Genomic DNA, 18,438 nt, shown 5'->3' with positions numbered 1-18,438 from the left:
GCGGGAAGCTGCGGCCGGGGCGCAGAATGGTGCACATGGCCTTTCTCCCGTCGCCTTCCGCCCTCGTCGAGCTCGGCCGGTACGCCGTCGGGCAGGCGGTGGAGACCGTCGCATCGGTCGCCACGATCCCGGTCCGCGCGGCCGGCTTGCTCGGCCAGGCAGAGCTGATAGTGAATCGAATCACAGTAACCGTAGACACCGCGGAGGCGCTGATCCGGCGCATCGAGTCGATCACGGCGGCGGCCGAGGAGACGGTCGCCGAAGCCCGCGCGATCACCGCGGAAGCCACCGCGGTCGCGGGCGCCGCCGCCGGGGTGGTGCAGCGCGCCGAGGCGACCGCCGACGGGGCAACCGCCGTGGTCCGCCGGGCCGCCGCCGCGACCGACCAGGCGGCGGGACTGCTCGACGCGTACGCGGACACGCTGTCCAAGGCGGCCCCGCTGGCTCAGCGCTTCGTCGAGGAGCTCTCGCCGGACGAGGTCACCGCGGCCATCCGCATGGTGGACGAGCTGCCGAAACTGCGCACCCACCTCAGCGAGGACGTGCTGCCGCTGCTCGGCAAGCTCGACCAGGTCGGCCCGGATCTGCACGCCCTGCTGGAGGTGACCCGGGATCTGCACCTGGCCATCGCCGGGCTGCCCGGCCTGCGCATGCTGCGCCGGCGCGGTGAGGAGCGGGTGGACGACGACGCGGCGGCCGGCCGCTAGACCCTGGCGACGCGCCGCATCCCAGCACGACGGCGCCCAGCACGACGGCGGGCCCCACCCGATCCTCGGGTGGGGCCCGCCGTCGTCGCGGGGGGCCTCGACGACCGGGGTCGCCGGTCGCCAGGGTCGATCAGAAGACGGACACGCCGTACACGCTCAGCGGCTCGGTGACCGGCTGGAAGAAGGTCGTGCCGCCGGAGCTGCAGTTGCCGCTGCCGCCCGAGGTCAGACCCAGGGCCGAGGTGCCCGAGTAGAGCGAGCCGCCGCTGTCGCCGGGCTCGGCGCACACGGTGGTCTGGATCAGGCCGGAGACCCGGCCCTCGGAGTAGTTGACCGTGGCGTTGAGCGCGGTGACCCGGCCGGAGTGAATGCCGGTGGTGGAGCCGCGCCGGTACACGGTCTCGCCGACCGACGGGGTGCGGGCCGAGGTGATGTCCTGCGAGCCGACCGCGCCGGACTTGGTGATCGAGCTGTTGGTGTACCGCACGATGCCGTAGTCGTTGCCCGGGAAGCTGGTGCCGGCCCGGGTGCCCAGCGTGGTCGAGCCGTTGGTCCACGTCGAGCCGATGTTGGTGCAGTGCCCGGCGGTCAGGAAGTAGTACGTGCTGCCGCTGCGCACGTTGAAGCCGAGCGAGCACCGCGCGCTGCTGGTGTAGATGGCGTCGCCGCCGCTGATCGTGGTGCTGATGGTGCCGGGGGCGGTCTGCATCCGGGCGGCCGAGCCGAGGCCGGCGACGAGCGCCTTGACCGCGGCCAGCTTCGCGCCGGAGACGGTGCTGTCCACGGTCACCACGACCTGGTTGCCGACCGGGTCGACGGCGAAGGAGGTGCCGGGGGTCGTCAGCTTCGCCGCGAGGGCGTCGTTGGCCGCAGCCAGCACCGCGCCGGAACGCGCGACGTATCGGGGAGTCGCGCCGGCGGCGCTCACCGACTTGGCGGCGGCCGCGTCGGTGACGTTGACGACGACCTTTCCGGCCGCGTCGATGTAGCTGCCCGCGCTGACCGCGCCGAGCTGCTTGTCCAGCTTGGCGGCGAGGGCGATGGGGGCTGCGGGGTCAGCGGATGCGCTCGGGGCCGCCGCGGCGGATGACGCCGCGAAACCGCTGCCCACGAGGATGCCGACGGCCAGGCCGACGATCGGTCGGCGAAGCTTCCGGTTGAGCACGGGATCCTCCCAGGGGGATGGTGTGCGCCGTGACAGGCGCACCATTGGCTCGAAGTATTTACAATTTTCGATCCCGACTCAAGGGTGTCCGCCCCCGCCCGATCACCACCGCACAAGCCTTCTCTAGGGGTGCTGAGCTGCGGTTTCACGGCTTACATAACACCGGGCTATCACCGATTCGGGATGCCCGCCGACGCCACCGCGGAGGCGGCTACTCGCCGACCGCGAGGGTGTAGGCACGATTCACTCGGTGCGGGACGAAGTCGGTGAACCGGATCAGCACCCGGCCGGTGCCCGCCTCGATAGGCGTGCCGGACAGGTAACCGGCGCCCGAGAGGCGCAGTCCCTCGGGCAACGTTCCGGACGCCACGCTCCACGTACCCCGCCGGGTGGCCGCGAGCCGCAGCCGGGCCCGGTACGGCTCCCCCACCGACGCGGCCGGCAGGGACACCGTCCGGATGACCGGCCGGCGCGGCGGCGGCGGGACGAACAGCAGCCGGTTCGGCGAGCCGGCGCCCCGGTTGACCACCCGGCCCACGGTCGCCCCGCGCACCAGGTACGCGGAGACCTCGGCGGGCGTGTACGCCGGGTACGCGTCCAGCACGAGCGCCGCGGCGCCCGCCACGTGCGGCGCGGCCATGGATGTTCCGCTGAGCACGGCACGCGACGAGTCGCCGCTGCGCCACGCCGACCAGATGCCCACGCCGGGGGCGAACAGGTCCACTGCCGGTCCCCAGTTCGACCAGTTAGCGCGCCGGTCGCGGACGTCGGTGGCGCCCACCGTGATCGCCGCGCGCACACCGGCGGGGCTGTAGTAGCGGGCGTCGTCGGCGCTGTTGCCGGCCGCCACCACGTACGTGACGCCGCTGCTGATCGAGGTGCGCACCGCCGCGTCGAGAGCGGGCGACACGAACCCGCCGAGGCTCATGTTGGCGACCGCCGGCTTGATCGCGTGCCGGGTCACCCAGTCGACGCCGTCCAGCACGTCCGACAGGTATCCCTCACCGGCGCAGTCCAGCACCCGCACGGCCACCAGGCGCACCTGCTTGGCGACGCCGTACCGCCGCCCGCCGAGGGTGGCCGCGACGTGCGTGCCGTGTCCGTTGCAGTCGGCGGCGGCGCTGTCGTGGCCGGCGAAGTCGTAGCCGTACGAGGCACGGCCCTGGAACTCGTCGTGCCCGATCCGGATGCCGGTGTCGATCACGTACGCGTGCACCGCGCTGCCGTCGTCGGTCGGCGTGTAGCTGCGCGACAGGGCACGCGAACGCTGGTCGATGCGGTCCAGGTTCCACGTCGCGCCGCGCTGCACGGTCTCGATGCGTACGCGCTGGTCCGGCTCCACGGCCGCGACGGCGGGATCGGCCGCGACCCGGCGCGCCTCGGTGGCGGTCATCCGTACGGCGAGCGCGGGCACGCTGCGGTAGGTCTTGACGATGTGCCCGGCCGTGAGCACCTTCCCGGCGACCGCGTCGGCGGCGACCGCCGAGCGACCGGCGGTGGCCGCCACGGACAGGGTCACGATGTAGCGGCCGGGCGTCGCGCCCGCGGCGGCCGGTGCGGGCACCGCGAGCGCGGCGGCGATCAGGCCGAGGACCACCGCCGCCGCGGTGCGGCTGGTCGGCCGGGGGACGGTGCGCATGTGGTGGCCCTTCAGCCGTATCGATCCCTACGGCCGCCCAGTTCGGCCACGACCGGTCCGATCTGAGGCGAGCCGGGTGGTCATTCGCGCGATGAGCACGACGAACGGTCTCCCGTGCCGGACCGGTGGTGGGGCTGCCGCCCGGGTGCCGGGGCGAGTAGCCTGTCCTCGAAGTCAGGCCGGGGATCCGCCGCCACGGGTCCTCGGTCTTACTTGTCCGGCCGCCATCGGTAAAGTCCGCCCGTGCTGCACATGCGGATCATCGTCCCGCCGGACCGCACCGCACGCCTGGCGCAGATCCTCGCCGACAGTGACGCGGTGACCAACGTGGCCGTGGTGCCCGGCGCCGCCCGCGAACCGGACGGCGACCTGGTGTTCTGTGACGTCGTCCGGGAGGGTGCCAGCGGCGTCATCGACCGGCTGGGCGACCTGGACATCCAGCGCGACGGCGCGATCATGCTGGAACACGTCGACATCGCCTTGTCCGCCTCGGTGGACCGCGCCGAACGGCTGGTGCCCGGACTGGGCGTGGACGCGGTGGTGTGGCAGGAGATCGAGCACAACACCGGCGAGGAGAGCACGCTGTCCGGCGCGTTCCTCACCTTCATGATCGTCGCGACCGTGGTGGCCGCCATCGGTGTGCTGCGCGACCTGCCGATCCTGATCGTCGGCGCGATGGCCGCCGGCCCGGACTACGGCCCGCTGGCCGGGCTGTGCGTGGGCCTGGTGCGGCGCCGTCCCCGGCTGGCCCGGCGAGCGCTTGTCGCGCTGGTGGCCGGGTTCTCGGCGGCTGCGGCGGTGACCGTGCTGGCCACCTGGCTGCTGGATGCGATCGGGGTGGTGGACCGCTCGATGCTGCTGGCTCCCCGGCCGCTGACCAGTTTCATCTGGCAGCCGGACGCGTTGAGCTGGGTGGTGGGCGTGCTCGCCGGCATCGCCGGGATGCTGTCGTTGACCTCGGCCAAGTCGACCACGCTGGTCGGGGTGCTCATCTCGGTCACCACGATTCCAGCGGCGGGGAACGCGGCCGTGGCGCTGGCCTACGGGGTGCCCGACGAGGCGGCCGGTTCGGCGCTGCAACTGGTGATCAACCTCGCGGCGATCGTGCTCGCCGGGGTGGCGACCCTGCTCGTCCAGCGCCTGGTGTGGCGACGCGGTCACCGCGGTGCCGACGAGCATTGAGGCACGCCGGGCGATCAGGTGGTGTTGCTGCGAGACTCTCCCCAGGCGGCGTTGCGCGGACCCGGCCGGACAGCGAGACGCAGCCGAGACCGACAGATGGGTAGGGTCCGATCGTGATCAGTCTGGGCACCTGGCCGACACCCCTGGAACCGGCGCCGCGATTGGCCGCCGCGCTCGGCATCGGCGAATTGTGGATCAAACGCGACGACCTCACCGGACTCGGTGGCGGTGGCAACAAAGTGCGCAAACTGCAGTTTTTGTGCGCGGAGGCGCTGCGGGCCGGCGCCACCACGCTGATCACCGTGGGGGCGCCGCAGAGCAACCACGCCCGCCTCACCGCCGCGGCGGCCGCCCGGCTCGGCTTGCGGTCGGTCCTGGTGCTGCACGGCGAACCGCCGTCGCGGCTGAGCGGCAACCTGGTGCTCGACCATCTGGCCGGAGCGCAGGTGGTGTGGAACGCGGACCCGGAGGCCATCGCGGACAGCCTGCGGGCCACCGGCGACCGGCCACACGTCATTCCGCTCGGCGGGTCGACGCCGTCGTCGGTGCAGGCCTATGTGGACTGCGCGCGAGAGATCACCGAGCAACTGCCGAACGTCGACCAGGTGGTGACGGCGGTCGGGTCCGGCGGCACCATGGCGGGGCTGGTGACCGGGCTCGGCCCCGAACGGGTGCTGGGCGTGGACACCGGCGCGTTACCCGATCCGTGCGCCGCGATCGCCGCCCTGGCACCCGGCGTGCCCGCAGACCGGCTCGCCATCGACCGTGGCCAGGTCGGACCGGGCTATCACGATTTCACCGAACGTGTCCGGGACGCGCTGAAACTGGCTGCCCGCACCGAGGGGCTCTTCCTCGACCCCACCTACACCGGCCGGGCGTTGGCCGGGCTGATCGCCGCGGGACCCCACCGGGGCCGGGTGGTCTTCCTGCACACCGGGGGGCTGCCCGGACTGTTCGGCCACCCCCAGCTCTAGGCCGCATTCGTCGTCCCGGTCGAGCCGTCAGCGCCGCACGTCCACGAACGACATGTCGTCCAGTTCGGACGTCGACGGCAGCCCCTCGCAGTCGCCCGGCACGGTCACCGCGAAGGCGCCCGCCGCCACCGCCTGGCGCAACCGGTCCGGCGCCGCCCACCCGGCCAGACGCGCCGCGAGGTAGCCGGCGACGAACGCGTCGCCCGCACCAACCGGGTCCACCACGGTCACCGGGAGGGCGGGCAGCTTCGCCGGCACGCCGTCCAGGAGCGCGGTGCACCCCCGCGCGCCGTCCTTCACCACGACCTCGACAGGCCCCAGGGCGGCCAGCGCCGCCGGCAGATCCGTGCCCGCGGCGCCCACGATCAGCTCCGCCTCGTCCGGGCCGGCGAACAGCACGTCCGCGCGCGTGGCCAGGTCACGCAGCACCGGGGCGGCGTCGAACCGGGACCACAGTTTGCTGCGGTAGTTGAGGTCGAAGGACACCGCCACCCCGCTCGCGCGGGCGGTCTCGGCCGCATGGAACACCGCGGCCCGCGCCGAGTCGCTCAGCGCCGGGGTGATCCCGGTGAGGTGCAACAGCGACGCGCCGGCCAGGTCGCTCGGGATGTCCGCCGGAGTCAGACGGGAACCCGCCGATCCGGCGCGGTGATAGTCGACCTGCATGGTCTCGCCGGTGCGGCGGTGCTTCACCATCAGACCGGTGAAGGATTCGTCGCGGATGTCCATGGTGTGCACGCCCTCGGCGCGCAGCCGACGGGCGATCATGTCACCGGTCGCGTCGCTGCCGAGCCGGCCCAGCCAGGTCGCGGCGCCACCCAGCCGGGTCACCCCGATGGCCACATTGGACTCGGCACCCCCGATGCCGAAGCCGAACGAGGCGACGTGCTCGATCCGGCCGATCGCCAGCGCACCGAACAGCCCCATCGTCTCGCCGACGGTGAACAGCGAGCTCATGAGCGCGCGTACGCGACCGCGTCGACCGCGCGGCGGGCCCGCTCGGCCAACTCCGTAAGGCTTCCGCCGCGCGCCGCGTCCTGCAGAAGCGGGCCGCCCAGCCCCACCGCGGAAGCCCCAGCCTGCAACCAGGCCGCGATGTCGGCGATCTCGACCCCTCCGGTCGGCATCACTCGCAGGTCCGGCAGCGGCCCTCGCAGATCCTTCAGGTACGCCGGTCCGAGCCCGCCCGCGGGAAACAACTTGACCAGCGGTGCGGCGGCACGATGCGCGGTGAGCATCTCGGTCGGGGTGAAGGCGCCCGGATAGAACGGCACGTCGCCGGCAGCCTCGATCATCTGAGCCAGCCGATCGGCCACCGGTGAGACCAGGAACGCCGCACCGGCGTCCCGCGCCGCCTTGGCGTCGTCCGGGGTGAGCACCGTGCCGGCACCGACCACCGCGCTCGGCGGGAGCTGGCGGCGCAGCCCGGCCAGCGCGTCCATGGCGCCGCGGGAGGTCAGCGTGACTTCGATCGCCGTGACGCCGGCGCCGACCAGCACGTCGGCCACGGCGGCGAACGCATCGGCGGACGGCGCACGCAGAACCGCGACGACGCCGCTGCGGATGATGGCTGAGGTCACTGAGTCCGGCATGACCACCATCCTGCGGGACATCGCCGCCGATGACGAGCCCGCGCCGGTCAGCGGGCCGCGTGCGGCTCCTTCTCCGGGACCTCGGCGATGCGCGCCGGGCGGCGCAGGGTGATCAGCCGGGTCCGTCCGAAACCGGTCAGCACGGCCGGCGGCTGCGGCGTGATCTCCAGCTCCTCGCGCGCCGCGGCCTCGAACTCCTGCAGCACCAACGGCACCTGGGCGAGCAACTCCCGGCCGTGCTTCTCCGGATCCACCCCCGGCACCGCCGCCGGTTTGCCCGTCTCGTGCAGCTTCTCCAGCAGCAGGTGGGCGGCCAGCGCGGCGCTGCGCACCGGCCCCGAGGCGAGCAGGCGCACCCGCATCAGCGCCGGGCCCACTTCGTCCAGGTATGCCATCGGGTCGGGCTGCCGACCACGCGCGGCGTACCCCGTGCGCAACCGGTAGACGACGCGGTCGAAGGCGGCCATCAGCTCGGTGTACGCGGACATCCGTTCCTCGTACCACCGCCGGGTCTTGCGCACCCGGCCGCGCGCGTAGTCGTTGCGCGCCGACACGATCATCGCAGTCCCGGCTCCGGCCAGGGCGAACACGGCGGCGATGAGGGGCAGCCCCCACCACGGGATCTCAGACACCCGCTAACCGTAGCGATGCCCGGCACGCGACTCACCGGCGTGGGGAACATCGTGACCGGTCTGCCGCCGGGTCGCCGACTCGATCGCGCTCAGTGCCGCATCCGTCACGGCGACCGCGCTCATCGCGGCGCCGCGTCGGTGGCACGCCTCGGTCCGGGCGCCCAGCCGTTCGGCCACCGCGGCGCGGGCGCGGGCCAGCCGCGCCGCCTGCGCCGGGAACGCGGCCGAGGGTGGCAGCGCCGCATCCACCAGCGCGGCGGTCTCGTCCTCCCCCACCCGCGCCAGCAGCACGATCAGATTGCGCAACGCGTTGCTCTGCAGGGTGGTGTTGCCGGCCCGCCGCCACAGCCGCAACACCTCGCGGAAGCTGGCGAGGGCCGGCGCCGGATCACCGTGGCGGCTGCGAATGGCCACTGCGGCCGTCTGCGAAGCGCCCCGGAACAGCCTGTCGTCCACTTCCCGAGCGAGGTGGTCCGCCTCGCTGAGCAGGACCAACGCCTCCTCCGGCCGGGTGTCCGCGAGCGCCTCTCCCAGTGCGTAACGGGCCTCGGCCATGGCACTGGGATTGGCACAGTCGTCGGCGATCTGCCGCGCGCGCTCCGCCTCCGCGACCGCCGCGGCCACAGACCCGGTCCAGGCGAGCACCAGCGCCGCGCCGCAGAGCCCGGACACCCGCACTGCCGGTACGGCCGAGCCGGCCATCGCCCGGTAGTGCGCCAGCGCCACCGGAGCGTCACACGACACCAGCGCCACGTCGCCGAGCACCTCGTGCGCTGCCGAGGACTCTCCGGCTCGGGCCGCGAGGTCCCGGGCCGTCGTGAGGTCACCGCGTCCCCATTCATGGGTCGCCGCCGCGGCCAGCGCCACCGAGCGCCGCGGATGGCCGGCCACCGGCACGGCATCGTGCCCCCAGGCCAGCACTTCGTACTGCTGGCAGTGATAGCCGTATCGGTACATTGCCGCGGCCAAGCGCACGACGAGGCCGGGGTCGCGAAGCGTACGGGCGCGGCGCAGGTCCGGCAGCAGATCGTCGAACTCGCGCACCGCCGCTGCCTGGTCCGGGCCGTGCATGCGTACGTCCAGGTCCTCGGCGGCGGCGACCACCGCGACGGCGTGCCTGGCCCGGATGCGATCCCCGTCGCCGGAGCCGGCCCGTCCCGCGCTCGCGGCCTGCGGACCAGCCGTGTCCGGCCCAGCCGTGCCCGGCCCAGCCGCGCCCGGCCGTTCGGTGTCTGGAGAGTCCAATCGTTGCGCGGCCAGCATCCGCACCGTTTCCAGCAGACGGTATCGGTGCGGGCCGTGCCGCACCACCAGGGAACGCTCGATCAGCGATGCCAGCAGGGGCGCGACCCGGCCGCGGGACACCGGTTCGACAGCGACCACCTGCTCGGCCAGCGACATCGTGAACGAGCCGCCGAACACCGAGAGCCGGCGCAGCACCACCGCCTCCGACGCCGGCAACAGGCGGTATGACCACTCCGCCACCGCGCGCAGCGTGCGATGCCGCGCGGCGCCCGTGCGCCGACCGCGATCGAGCAGGTCGAGCCGGTCGTCCAGGCGGTCCCGGACGGCCTCGACACCGAGCACGGCCGCCTGGGTAGCGGCCAATTCGATGGCCAGCGGCAGGCCGTCCAGCGCGGTGACGATCTCGGCCGGTGCGGAGTCGTCGTCCCCGCCGGGACAGCGGTCGTGAAACAGCCGTACGCCATCGGCGGTGGGCATCGGACCTAAGGTCAGCACCGCCTCGCCGTCCACCCGCAGACGTTCCTGGCTGGTCACCACCACGCGTACGCCCGCGACGAGCAACGCCTCGGCCACCGCGGCCACGGCGGTCAGCACGTGCTCGCAGTTGTCCAGCACCACCGGCGCGGCAAGGCGCGCCGCGGCACGTGCCAGCGCCGGCGGCGGATCGTCCCGTGGCCCCAGCCGCGCGCCGAGCACCACGGCGGCGGCCTGCACGAACTCCCGGCCGTCGCGGACGTCGGCGGCGTCCACCCATGCGGTCCGCCCGGACGCACCGGTCGTCTCGGCCACCAGCCGGGTCTTGCCCACTCCGCCCGGCCCCACCACGCTGACCAGGCCCGGCTCGCGCAACAGCGCGGCCAGTTGCGCCTTCTCGGCGACCCGCCCCACGAAGGAAGAGAACCGCAACGGCACCGTGCTGCGGAACTCCCCGCCGCCGTCCGGACGGCCGGCGCGCTCCGGGGCGCCGCCACGCAGAATCTCCGCCTGGAGCCGACGCACCCGGGGTGATGGATCCACGCCGAGCCGCTCCACCACCGCTTCGCAGTGCCGGCGCAGCGCCGCGGCGGCGTCGGCGATGGAGCCGGACGCGACCAACGACTGGGCCAGCGCCACCGCACCGGCCTCCCAGCAGGGGTCGGCATGCACTTCGGTGCGCAGCGCCACCGAGTCCGACCCGGATGCGACAACCGCGCGGTACATTTCGGTCAGCCGCACCGCCCACTCGCGGAACGGGCTGTCCGGGAACTCCCGCAACGGCGGACCGCGCCACAGTTCCAGCGCGGCGGCATGCTCGCCGCGGCGCACCAGCCGTTCGAACTGGCCCGCGTCGACGTCGGCCGTCAGGCGATATCCGGCCGGATCCAGCACGATCGCCCCGGACGACCGGAGCACGCCGCGCAGCCGGGCGATGTGCGACTGCAGGCTGTTACGCGCCGAGGCGGGCGGATCATCCGGCCAAACGGCATCGACCAGGTCGGCAACCGCGACCGGGCGCCCGGCGTGCATCGCCAGCGCGGCGAGCACGGTGCGCTGGCGCGTGCTGCGCACCACCACCGGCCCGGTGGGATCGCGCACCTCGAAGGGCCCCAGCAGCCGGACCAACACGCCCTGACACTACGGCAGGTCGGTGCCGCACCGGGTCCACCATCGGGACGGATGTCAGTGCGGGTCGCCGGCCGGGCCGAAGGCGGTCAGGAAATGGTCCCGGAACTGGTCCATCCGCCACACCGGAGCGTCCCGGCCGGGCTTCAGCCCGTCCTGCCATCCCCATCCGTCGATCCGCTTCAGCACCGCCGGATCGTGGGCGACGAGCGTCACCGGAACGTCCCGGCTGGCGTTCTCGCCGGTGACGATCGGCGCGGGCTGGTGGTCGCCGAGGAACACCACCACGGTGTCCGGCGTGCCGTACGTGGTCAGCCAGGACACCAGGCTCTGCACCGAATAGCCGATCGACCGGGCGTACGCGGAACGGATCTTGGCGTGGTCCTTCCACACCGAACCGGCCTTCTCCTGGTTCGCCACCATCGGGCCGTACAGCGAGCCGTCACCGATCGTGTCCCAGTCGACCATGCGCGGCACCGGCGCCCACGGCGTGTGGCTGGAGGTGAACGTGACCTCGGACAGCGTCGGCGCGTGCTGCGCCCGGCCCAGCTCGGCGCGCTGCAGCGCCTCCAGGACGAACTGGTCGGGCATGGTGGACCAGCTAAAGCTCGGACCGCGGTAACCCATCGTGTGCGAGTCGTAGACCTTGTCGTAGCCGTAGAACTCGGCCTCCGGCCACGCGTACGTGACACCGGGTTCGAAGCCGACGGTGCGGAACCCGGCCCGGCCGAAGGACCGGGTGAGGGTGAACCGGTCGCCGGAGACGAGGCTGCGGTACCGCTGTTCGTTGTCGATCCACACACCGGACAGGAACGTGGAGTGCGCCAGCCAGCTACCGCCGCCGGCGGTGGGCGAGGTGAGATATCCGCTGCGCGCGGTGTATCCGGCCGCGGTGAGCTGCCGCGTCCCGGCGTCCAGCACCGGAGCGACCTCGGCGGCCAGCCCGCGGTCGTCGATCGCGCTGCGGCCGTAGCTCTCCACGAAGGCCACCACCACGTCCTTGCCGCGCAGGCCGGTCAGCAACTGGTCGCCGGGCACGTCGCGGAACCGGTCCTGAGCCACCTCCGTGGCGAAGGCGTCCCGGTCGCGGATGTCCTCCGGAATCTTCAGGGCGGTGTCGTAGGCCAGGTCCGCCGCGGCCGAGGAGGCCACCCAGACGCCGGGGATGAAGGTGGCGCTCAACGCCACCACGGCGACATAGGCGGCGGCGACCGCGGCGACCGACCCGGCCGCCGCCTTGCGGTGCCGGGCCGCCAGAGCGGTCAGCCGCATCACCGCGAAGGTGATGGCGAGCACCAGTCCCACCGCGAGCAGAACGGCCAGGATCACCGCGCCGATCGCACCGGGCAGGCCGAACGAGTCCTTGACGAACCGGTAGCCGTCGGCGAACAGCGGCCAGTCCAGAACCGGGTCGAATCGCCTGGCGAGGACCGCGAAGAAGCCCATGTCGATCAGCTTGATCACGGTCAGCAGGCCGAGCAGGGCACCGAGCACCACCGCCGCCGGGCGGCGGACCCGCCGGGGCAGAACCAGCAGGATGGCGATCACGATCACCCCGTCGATCGGCACCCGGACGAAGGCCGCCGGGAGATACGAGCCGGCCGGCAGCCGGCTGACCTGGTCCGGGGTGACCAGGGCGAGGAAGACCAGCAGCGCGGCCAGGACGGTGGTGACGATCGCGGCTGCGCGACGCACGCGTCCCCCTTTCGCCTCGGACGGGTTCGCCTCGGACGGGTTCGCCTCGGACGGGTTCGCCTCGGACACGTTCGCCTCGGACACGACGGTCTTCCTCTCCCGGACGGTTCCCCCGCGCGCCCGGAGGGGAAGCGCCCACCGCGGCACGGCGCCCACGACGGGCACAGAGGGTGGTACGCCCGAAGCGCCGGAACGGTTCAGCGCGGCCGCGAGAGTCGTATCACCGAAGCCGATAGAACCGCCAGATGTCGTGCGGGATGTCCACGACCTCGGGAGCCGCGAAACCGGCTTCCCGCGCCCAGCCGAGCAGCGTGGGCGCGCGCAGCACAGTGCCGTTGGCGGACTCGGTCCCTTCGGCCCGGGTGGCCGGCAGGCAATGCAGCACACTGAACGCGTATTGCAGCCGCTCCATCTCTGCGGCGGGCACGGCGAACTCGTCGGCCACCAGCTCGTCGCCCACGAAGACGCTGCCGCCCTCGGTCAGCGCGGCCCGCGCTGCGGACAGCACGGCGACCGGATCGGCCATGTCGTGCAGCGCTTCGAAGATGGTGACCAGGTCCGCCGGACCGTGCCGGCCCGAAGCGTCGCCCACGGTGAAACTCACCCGGTCGGCGACGCCCGCCGCGGCTGCCGTCTTGCGGGCTTCCACGATTGACGCCTCGTCCAGGTCGACGCCGCGCACGGTGATCGACGGATAGGCGCGGGCCAGGGCCACCGATGAATGCCCGAGACCGCAGCCCAGGTCGAGCACGTGCGCCGGGCCGCACCGCAGCGTCCGGTCGATGTCCGGTACGGCCGGAAGCCACTGCGCGGTGAGCTGATGGATGAACATCGGCCGGTTGAACGCGGCGATGCCGTGCCGAAGGTGGTGCCCGAAGTCCGCGTACGGGACGCCGGCGCCGGTGCGGAACGCCGCGACGACCGCGGGGGTGGTCAGCCCGACCCCGAGCGCGAACTGGCCGGCGGTGCCCAGGTAGGCGGCGTCGCCCTCGTCGAGCAGCACCGCCGCGTGCTCCTCCGGCAGGGTGAAGGCCGGTCCGGGATGCACCGCCAGCAGCCCTGCGGCGGCCTGCTGTTCCAGCCATTCGCGGGCATACCGGCGGTCGATGCCGGTGGCCTCGGCCAGCTCCGCCGCGGTCCGGGCGCAGCCGCGCAGCGCGTCGTAAAGCCCGAGCTGGCGGCCCAGTTCGCAGGTGAGCAGTTCGACGGCGCCGAGCAGGCTGTCCAACAGCCGCTGGGCGAGCAGGTCACGGGAGTACTCGGTAGTGGTCATGCGGCCACCGTCCCCGGCGGTGCGTGCAGCACGCGTGCAGAGGGCCTGCCGGTCGGATGTCGCGGGCGGCCGTCCGGGTCAGCCGGCCGTCGCGGTGTCCCGGCGCAACCAGTCCTCCAGGCGGGCGGGCGGCTCCGGCTTGCCGTAGAACCATCCCTGCACCAGGTCGCAGTCCTGTGCCCGGAGCCAGTCGCGTTGCACCGCGGTCTCCACGCCCTCGGCGACCACACGCTGGCCCATGGCGTGGGTCATCGCCAGCACCGCGCGCACGATCGGCTCGTTGGTCGAGTCGTCCTCACCGACACCGGCCACGAACGAGCGGTCGATCTTGACGATGCCGACGGGCAGCCGGTGCAGGTAGCTGAGCGAGGAGTAGCCGGTGCCGAAATCGTCCACGCACAGCGTCACCCCGAGATCGCGCAACTCGTTCAGGGTCTGCAGCGCGGTGTCCACGTCCTCCATCACGCCGGACTCGGTGATCTCCAGCCACAGCGCCTCGGGCGGCAGACCCGTCTCGGCCAGCGTGTCGCGCACCGTACGCACGAGCGCGCCGCCGCGCAGTTGACGGACCGACACGTTGACCGAGACGTGCAGGCGGCGCGCGCCGTCCGGCCGCCGCTCGGTCCAGCGGACCAGCTCGCGGACCGCATCGCGGAGCAGCCACGCGCCGACCTCCACGATCAGGCCGGTCTCCTCGGCGATCGGGATGAAGTCCATCGGCGAGACGAAGCCCAGTTCCGGCGACTGCCACCGCATCAGCGCCTCGAAACCGTCCAGCTCGTCGGATTCCAGGTCGACGATCGGCTGGTAGTACACGGCCAGTTCGCCGCGGTCGAGCGCGCCGCGCAACGCCTGCTCCAGCCGGACCCGGTCGCGGACCCGGTCGCGCAGCGAGGTGTCGAACAGGGCGTACCCGTTGCGCCCCGAACCCTTGGCCTTGTACATGGCGGTGTCCGCGTCCCGGATGAGTTCCAGGGCCTGGGTTCCGCCCACGGCCTTCGCGACGCCGATCGACGCGGAGATCACCACACTGCCCACGCTCAGGTCGAACGGCCGGGCGAGCGCGGCGAGCACCCGGTCGGCCAGCGACTCGGCGACCCGGGAATGCGACCGGCTGGACAGGGCGATGACGAACTCGTCCCCGCCGATGCGGCACACCAGATCACCCTCTCGCACATGCCCGGCGAGCCGGCCGGCGACCTGGCAGAGCAGTTCGTCGCCGACCCGGTGTCCCCAGTGGTCGTTGACCATCTTGAACCGGTCCAGGTCGATGAAGAGCAGACTGATCTCCTGCTCCTCGGTCGCCGCACGCTCGCCCCAGGCGGCCACCGTCTCGGCGAGCAGCTCACGATTGGGCAGATCGGTGAGCACGTCATGGGTGGCACGGTGGCGAGACGCCCGTTCGGCCTGCGCCCGCGAGTTGTTGGAGCGCACCACCCGGACGAAGACCGTGACGATCAGCAACACGCACAGCACCGCCCGGACCAGGCTGTCCAGCAGGCTGCTCGGGGGCAGGAACGCGGTGAGCGCCTGCGGCAGGATGACCAGCAGGGCGATGGCGGTGATCCGGAACGGGTTGAGCCGGCGCACCTCGATCGACTGCGCTTCGGTGAGCGTGCGCATGGACGGATGCAGCGTCGCCGCGCCGAACACCGCCAGCGACGCCATGAACAGCACATCGATGAGGTGCATCGGGACGTCGGCCAGTTGCCCGTCGCTCAGCGCGTACAGGGTGTCGCCGGTGAACATCAGCCCGGAGCCGCCGAGCAGCAGCCACAACGACGGCGCCCGCGCCCCGCCGGCCAGGGCCAGTTGCGTCACCAAGACCAGCAGCATCACGTCGATGACCGGGAAGAACAGGTTGGTGATGTAGACCAGGGTCTCGTTGCCGGGCCCGAGCGCCGGCACGATCAGCAGGGTCCAGACGCCGTACGCGCTGGTCAGGCCGACCAGCAGCGCGTCGGTCCCGGCCGGGTCGTCCTCGACCGCCCGGCGGCGGCGCAGCATCTGCGCGTACGCCCAGGCCTGCGCCGCGTACGCGGGAAGAACCATCAGGTTCGGGATGAGCGCGACCGCGCCCGGCGGGGACGCATCCGCGCCCGGCACCACCAGGCGCACCACCACGGCGCCGATGAACAGCGTCGCCGCGACGATCATCGCCCACCAGGGGGCACGGCAGCCGGGGATCGCATTGCGGCGCGTGCCGCGGATCAGCGCCCAGAAACTCCCGACCACGATCACCGCGGTCGCCGACGTCTGCAGCCACAGCGGCCCGATCGTCAGGGCCAGCACCGCGACCGCCATCACCCCGAGGAACAGCAGCGTCTCGCGCCGCCGCAGCGGCGGCGGTGCGGGCGATACCGCGGGCGCGGCACGTTCCCGGTGCACCGGTGGGGCGAGTGTCACGTCCTCCCCATCGGCACGTTCACCGCCAGACTTACCACTAAGCGCGGAAAAGCCGGAACCGAGCGGTTACGCCGGAGTTTCGGTGAATTGCCACGAGGGCCAGGCGGCATCTGCGAGGCTGCGGTGCATCCGCGTGACGGCTGGTACCACCGGGACGAGCCGGACCGCGGCCGAAGGCTCGGCCTCGCCGGTCATCCGGCCGGGCGGCCCGGACCGTCACTCGGGGGGACACGTGCACCTGAACCGGACACTCACCCGTACGCTTGTCGTGCTGACCGGCATCGCGCTCGCGGTTCCTGGCGTCGTCACGCCACGACCGGCCACGGCCTACGCCGCTCCCGCCGATGCCCCCGGGCTGCAGACCGTGGCCCTCGCGCAGGTCTCCGGCGCGGCGGCGGCCACCGCATCCGGCACCGTGGCGCCGCGCACCACCCAACCGTTCAGCCTGATCGGTGCCACTTGGACCGACCCGGCGGCGAAGCCGCCCGGCACCATCCGGGTGCGCACCCGCTCGGCCGTCACCGGGGCCTGGAGCGCGTGGCGGACCCTTGACGCGGACGAGCCGGACGCGGCCGAACCCGGCACCGAGCCGGACGGCCGGCGCGGTGGCACCGACCCGGTCTGGGTGGGCGATTCCGACGGCGTCGCGGCCCAGGTGATCACCGCGCCGGGGCGCACCGGCACCTTGCCCGATGGGATGCGGCTCGACCTGATCAACCCGGCCGCGCCGGAGCCCGCCGCGGCCGGCGGGGCGACCGGTCCCGGCGTCACCGCGGCACCACGGGCGGCGACCCAGGCCGCGCCGTCGGCCCGCGCCGCGTCGCGCGCCCGGCCCCTGCCACCGATGGTCACCCGGGCGGGCTGGGGCGCCGACGAGTCGATCGTCAAGGGCGAGCCGCAGTACACCAGCGACGTCAAGGTGATCTTCGTACACCACACGGCGGGCAGCAACAACTACGGCTGCGCGCAGTCGGCCGCCATCATCCGTGGCATCCAGCGCTATCACGTCCACAGCAAGGGCTGGAACGACATCGGCTACAACTTCCTGGTCGACAAGTGCGGCACCCTCTTCGAAGGCCGCGGCGGCGGCGCGGACCAGCCGGTGCTCGGCGCGCACACCCTCGGCTTCAACTCGCACAGCGCGGCGATCGCGGTGATCGGCGACTACACCTCCATCGGCGCCCCGGCATCCGTCCGCGCGATGATCGCCCGGGTGGCCGCCTGGAAACTGGGCACCTACGGCACCACCGCGGCCGGCACCGTCACCCTGGTCTCCAGCGGCAGCGACCGGTACGCCGAAGGCCACGCCGCCGTGCTGAACCGCATCTCCGGCCACCGCGACACGGGGTACACCGCGTGCCCGGGGACCACGCTGTACGGCCAGCTCGGCTCGATCCGCTCCCTCGCGGCGGCGGCGCCGGCCGGTCTGCGGCTGTCCCGCATCGGGGGCGCGGCGAAGGGCTCGTCGGCGTACTACACCCGCGGCACCATCGCGCCGCACTGGACCATCGGCACGTCGACGACCATGCTGTGGCGTTTCGACGTGCTCGTCGACGGTCGGCTCGCGACGTCCACGCCCGCCGCACACCGCACCACCACCCTGCGCCTGACGCCGGGCCGGCACACCATCACCGTACGGGCGGTGGGGTTGAACGGGATCTCCCGCAGCTTCGCCCGAGTGGTGGTGGCCGACACCACCGCACCGGAGTTCACCGCCGGGCCGGTGGCCGCCCTGGCCACCGGATCGTTGCAGAGCCGGGTGCCGGTGCGGCTCGGCTGGCGGGCCGCCGACGCCGGCGAACTGGCGTCACAGGCCCTCATCGAGCCGGACGGCGTACGCCTGTCGGGCACCGCAACGCGGCTGGCGACCACGATGCCCGCCGGTCACGCGACCACCTTCACCCTGCGCGCCAACGACGAAGCGGGCAACGCGGGCTTCGGCTCGGTGACCCGCACCGCCTCGGTGGCCGCGGAAAGTGACGCGGCCCGGACCGGCTCGTGGCGCACCTTGCGGAGCACGGCGTTCCTGGCCGGCCAGGCATTCCACAGCACCACTCGCAACTCGACGCTGACCTGGCGATTCACCGGCCGAGCGGCGGCCCTGGCGGTAAGCCGCACGGGGGTGTCCGGCCGAGTCAAGATGTACGTGGACGGCAGCTACGTGGGTGTTGTCGACTTGCGGGCGCGGGGCGTGCAGAACCGGCGGTCGGCGTGGGTGACCTATTGGGGCAGCAGCGGCCGGCACACCGTGCGGGTAGCGGTCGAGGGCAGCGCGGGACGTCCGGGCGTGGTGATCGACGGACTCGTCATCTTGCGATGAATTGGT

13 protein-coding genes are annotated in these 18,438 nt (G+C 72.9%); 4 read left to right on the top strand and 9 right to left on the bottom strand.

Annotation, left to right across the window (positions count from 1 at the left end; genetic code table 11):
* Window positions 1-35 precede the first annotated feature (35 nt).
* Complete coding sequence (locus tag IEY73_RS06955) at window positions 36-707, top strand: hypothetical protein (RefSeq protein ID WP_189078240.1); 672 nt, start codon at window positions 36-38, stop codon at window positions 705-707.
* Window positions 708-837: 130 nt separating this feature from the next.
* On the opposite strand, the gene IEY73_RS06950 is transcribed toward IEY73_RS06955, so the two are convergent.
* Together IEY73_RS06950 and IEY73_RS06945 are read right to left on the bottom strand one after the other, a co-directional pair.
* Window positions 838-1,872: a S1 family peptidase gene (locus IEY73_RS06950; RefSeq protein WP_229715635.1), complete on the bottom strand. Its 1,035-nt coding sequence runs from the start codon at window positions 1,870-1,872 to the stop codon at window positions 838-840.
* A 211-nt stretch (window positions 1,873-2,083) separates the two neighbouring features.
* Window positions 2,084-3,511 carry a S8 family peptidase gene (locus tag IEY73_RS06945; RefSeq protein ID WP_189078238.1) on the bottom strand — a complete coding sequence of 476 codons (1,428 nt, stop codon included), beginning with the start codon at window positions 3,509-3,511 and terminating at the stop codon, window positions 2,084-2,086.
* A gap of 252 nt (window positions 3,512-3,763) precedes the next feature.
* Here IEY73_RS06945 and IEY73_RS06940 point away from each other — a divergent pair, with 252 nt between their 5' ends.
* Window positions 3,764-4,693 carry a DUF389 domain-containing protein gene (locus IEY73_RS06940; protein WP_306661474.1) on the top strand — a complete coding sequence of 310 codons (930 nt, stop codon included), beginning with the start codon at window positions 3,764-3,766 and terminating at the stop codon, window positions 4,691-4,693.
* A 113-nt stretch (window positions 4,694-4,806) separates the two neighbouring features.
* A complete protein-coding gene (locus tag IEY73_RS06935; protein WP_189078236.1) occupies window positions 4,807-5,667 on the top strand; it encodes a pyridoxal-phosphate dependent enzyme in 861 nt (286 codons plus the stop codon).
* 27 nt (window positions 5,668-5,694) lie between these two features.
* Here IEY73_RS06935 and IEY73_RS06930 read toward each other — a convergent pair whose 3' ends face one another.
* The 7 genes from IEY73_RS06930 to IEY73_RS06900 all read right to left on the bottom strand — a co-directional run bounded on the left by IEY73_RS06930 (window position 5,695) and on the right by IEY73_RS06900 (window position 16,112).
* Window positions 5,695-6,624 (bottom strand): sugar kinase, encoded by a 930-nt coding sequence (locus IEY73_RS06930; RefSeq protein ID WP_189078235.1) that lies wholly within the window; start codon window positions 6,622-6,624, stop codon window positions 5,695-5,697.
* Complete coding sequence (locus IEY73_RS06925; protein WP_189078234.1) at window positions 6,621-7,259, bottom strand: bifunctional 4-hydroxy-2-oxoglutarate aldolase/2-dehydro-3-deoxy-phosphogluconate aldolase; 639 nt, start codon at window positions 7,257-7,259, stop codon at window positions 6,621-6,623. The genes IEY73_RS06930 and IEY73_RS06925 overlap by 4 nt, the downstream gene beginning before the upstream one ends.
* A gap of 47 nt (window positions 7,260-7,306) precedes the next feature.
* The gene (locus IEY73_RS06920; protein WP_189078233.1) at window positions 7,307-7,891 is read right to left on the bottom strand and encodes a hypothetical protein; all 585 of its coding nucleotides are present in this window, start codon (window positions 7,889-7,891) and stop codon (window positions 7,307-7,309) included.
* A 3-nt stretch (window positions 7,892-7,894) separates the two neighbouring features.
* Entirely contained in the window at window positions 7,895-10,741 is a 2,847-nt protein-coding gene (locus IEY73_RS06915) for an AfsR/SARP family transcriptional regulator (RefSeq protein ID WP_189078232.1), read from the bottom strand.
* A gap of 54 nt (window positions 10,742-10,795) precedes the next feature.
* The gene (locus tag IEY73_RS06910; protein ID WP_229715634.1) at window positions 10,796-12,517 is read right to left on the bottom strand and encodes a sulfatase-like hydrolase/transferase; all 1,722 of its coding nucleotides are present in this window, start codon (window positions 12,515-12,517) and stop codon (window positions 10,796-10,798) included.
* A gap of 136 nt (window positions 12,518-12,653) precedes the next feature.
* Window positions 12,654-13,706 (bottom strand): class I SAM-dependent methyltransferase, encoded by a 1,053-nt coding sequence (locus IEY73_RS06905; RefSeq protein ID WP_189078231.1) that lies wholly within the window; start codon window positions 13,704-13,706, stop codon window positions 12,654-12,656.
* Between the two features lie 78 nt (window positions 13,707-13,784).
* A complete protein-coding gene (locus tag IEY73_RS06900) occupies window positions 13,785-16,112 on the bottom strand; it encodes a putative bifunctional diguanylate cyclase/phosphodiesterase (protein WP_229715633.1) in 2,328 nt (775 codons plus the stop codon).
* 133 nt (window positions 16,113-16,245) lie between these two features.
* On the opposite strand from IEY73_RS06900, the gene IEY73_RS06895 reads away from it, so the two are divergent.
* The gene (locus tag IEY73_RS06895; RefSeq protein WP_229715632.1) at window positions 16,246-18,432 is read left to right on the top strand and encodes a peptidoglycan recognition protein family protein; all 2,187 of its coding nucleotides are present in this window, start codon (window positions 16,246-16,248) and stop codon (window positions 18,430-18,432) included.
* The last annotated feature ends 6 nt before the right edge of the window (window positions 18,433-18,438 follow it).

It is taken from the genome of Mangrovihabitans endophyticus, from assembly GCF_014646155.1.
GTDB lineage: Bacteria > Actinomycetota > Actinomycetes > Mycobacteriales > Micromonosporaceae > Actinoplanes > Actinoplanes endophyticus.
Note: the sequence above shows the minus strand (reverse complement) of the source record. Positions and strands in the feature narration are given on the sequence as shown.

Coding starts and splice junctions, on each gene's coding strand:
- IEY73_RS06945 (WP_189078238.1), bottom strand. CDS start 3,511: ATGCGCACCGTCCCCCGGCCGACCAGCCGCACCGCGGCGGCGGTGGTC.
- IEY73_RS06925 (WP_189078234.1), bottom strand. CDS start 7,259: ATGCCGGACTCAGTGACCTCAGCCATCATCCGCAGCGGCGTCGTCGCG.
- IEY73_RS06905 (WP_189078231.1), bottom strand. CDS start 13,706: ATGACCACTACCGAGTACTCCCGTGACCTGCTCGCCCAGCGGCTGTTG.
- IEY73_RS06940 (WP_306661474.1), top strand. CDS start 3,764: ATGCGGATCATCGTCCCGCCGGACCGCACCGCACGCCTGGCGCAGATC.
- IEY73_RS06930 (WP_189078235.1), bottom strand. CDS start 6,624: ATGAGCTCGCTGTTCACCGTCGGCGAGACGATGGGGCTGTTCGGTGCG.
- IEY73_RS06955 (WP_189078240.1), top strand. CDS start 36: ATGGCCTTTCTCCCGTCGCCTTCCGCCCTCGTCGAGCTCGGCCGGTAC.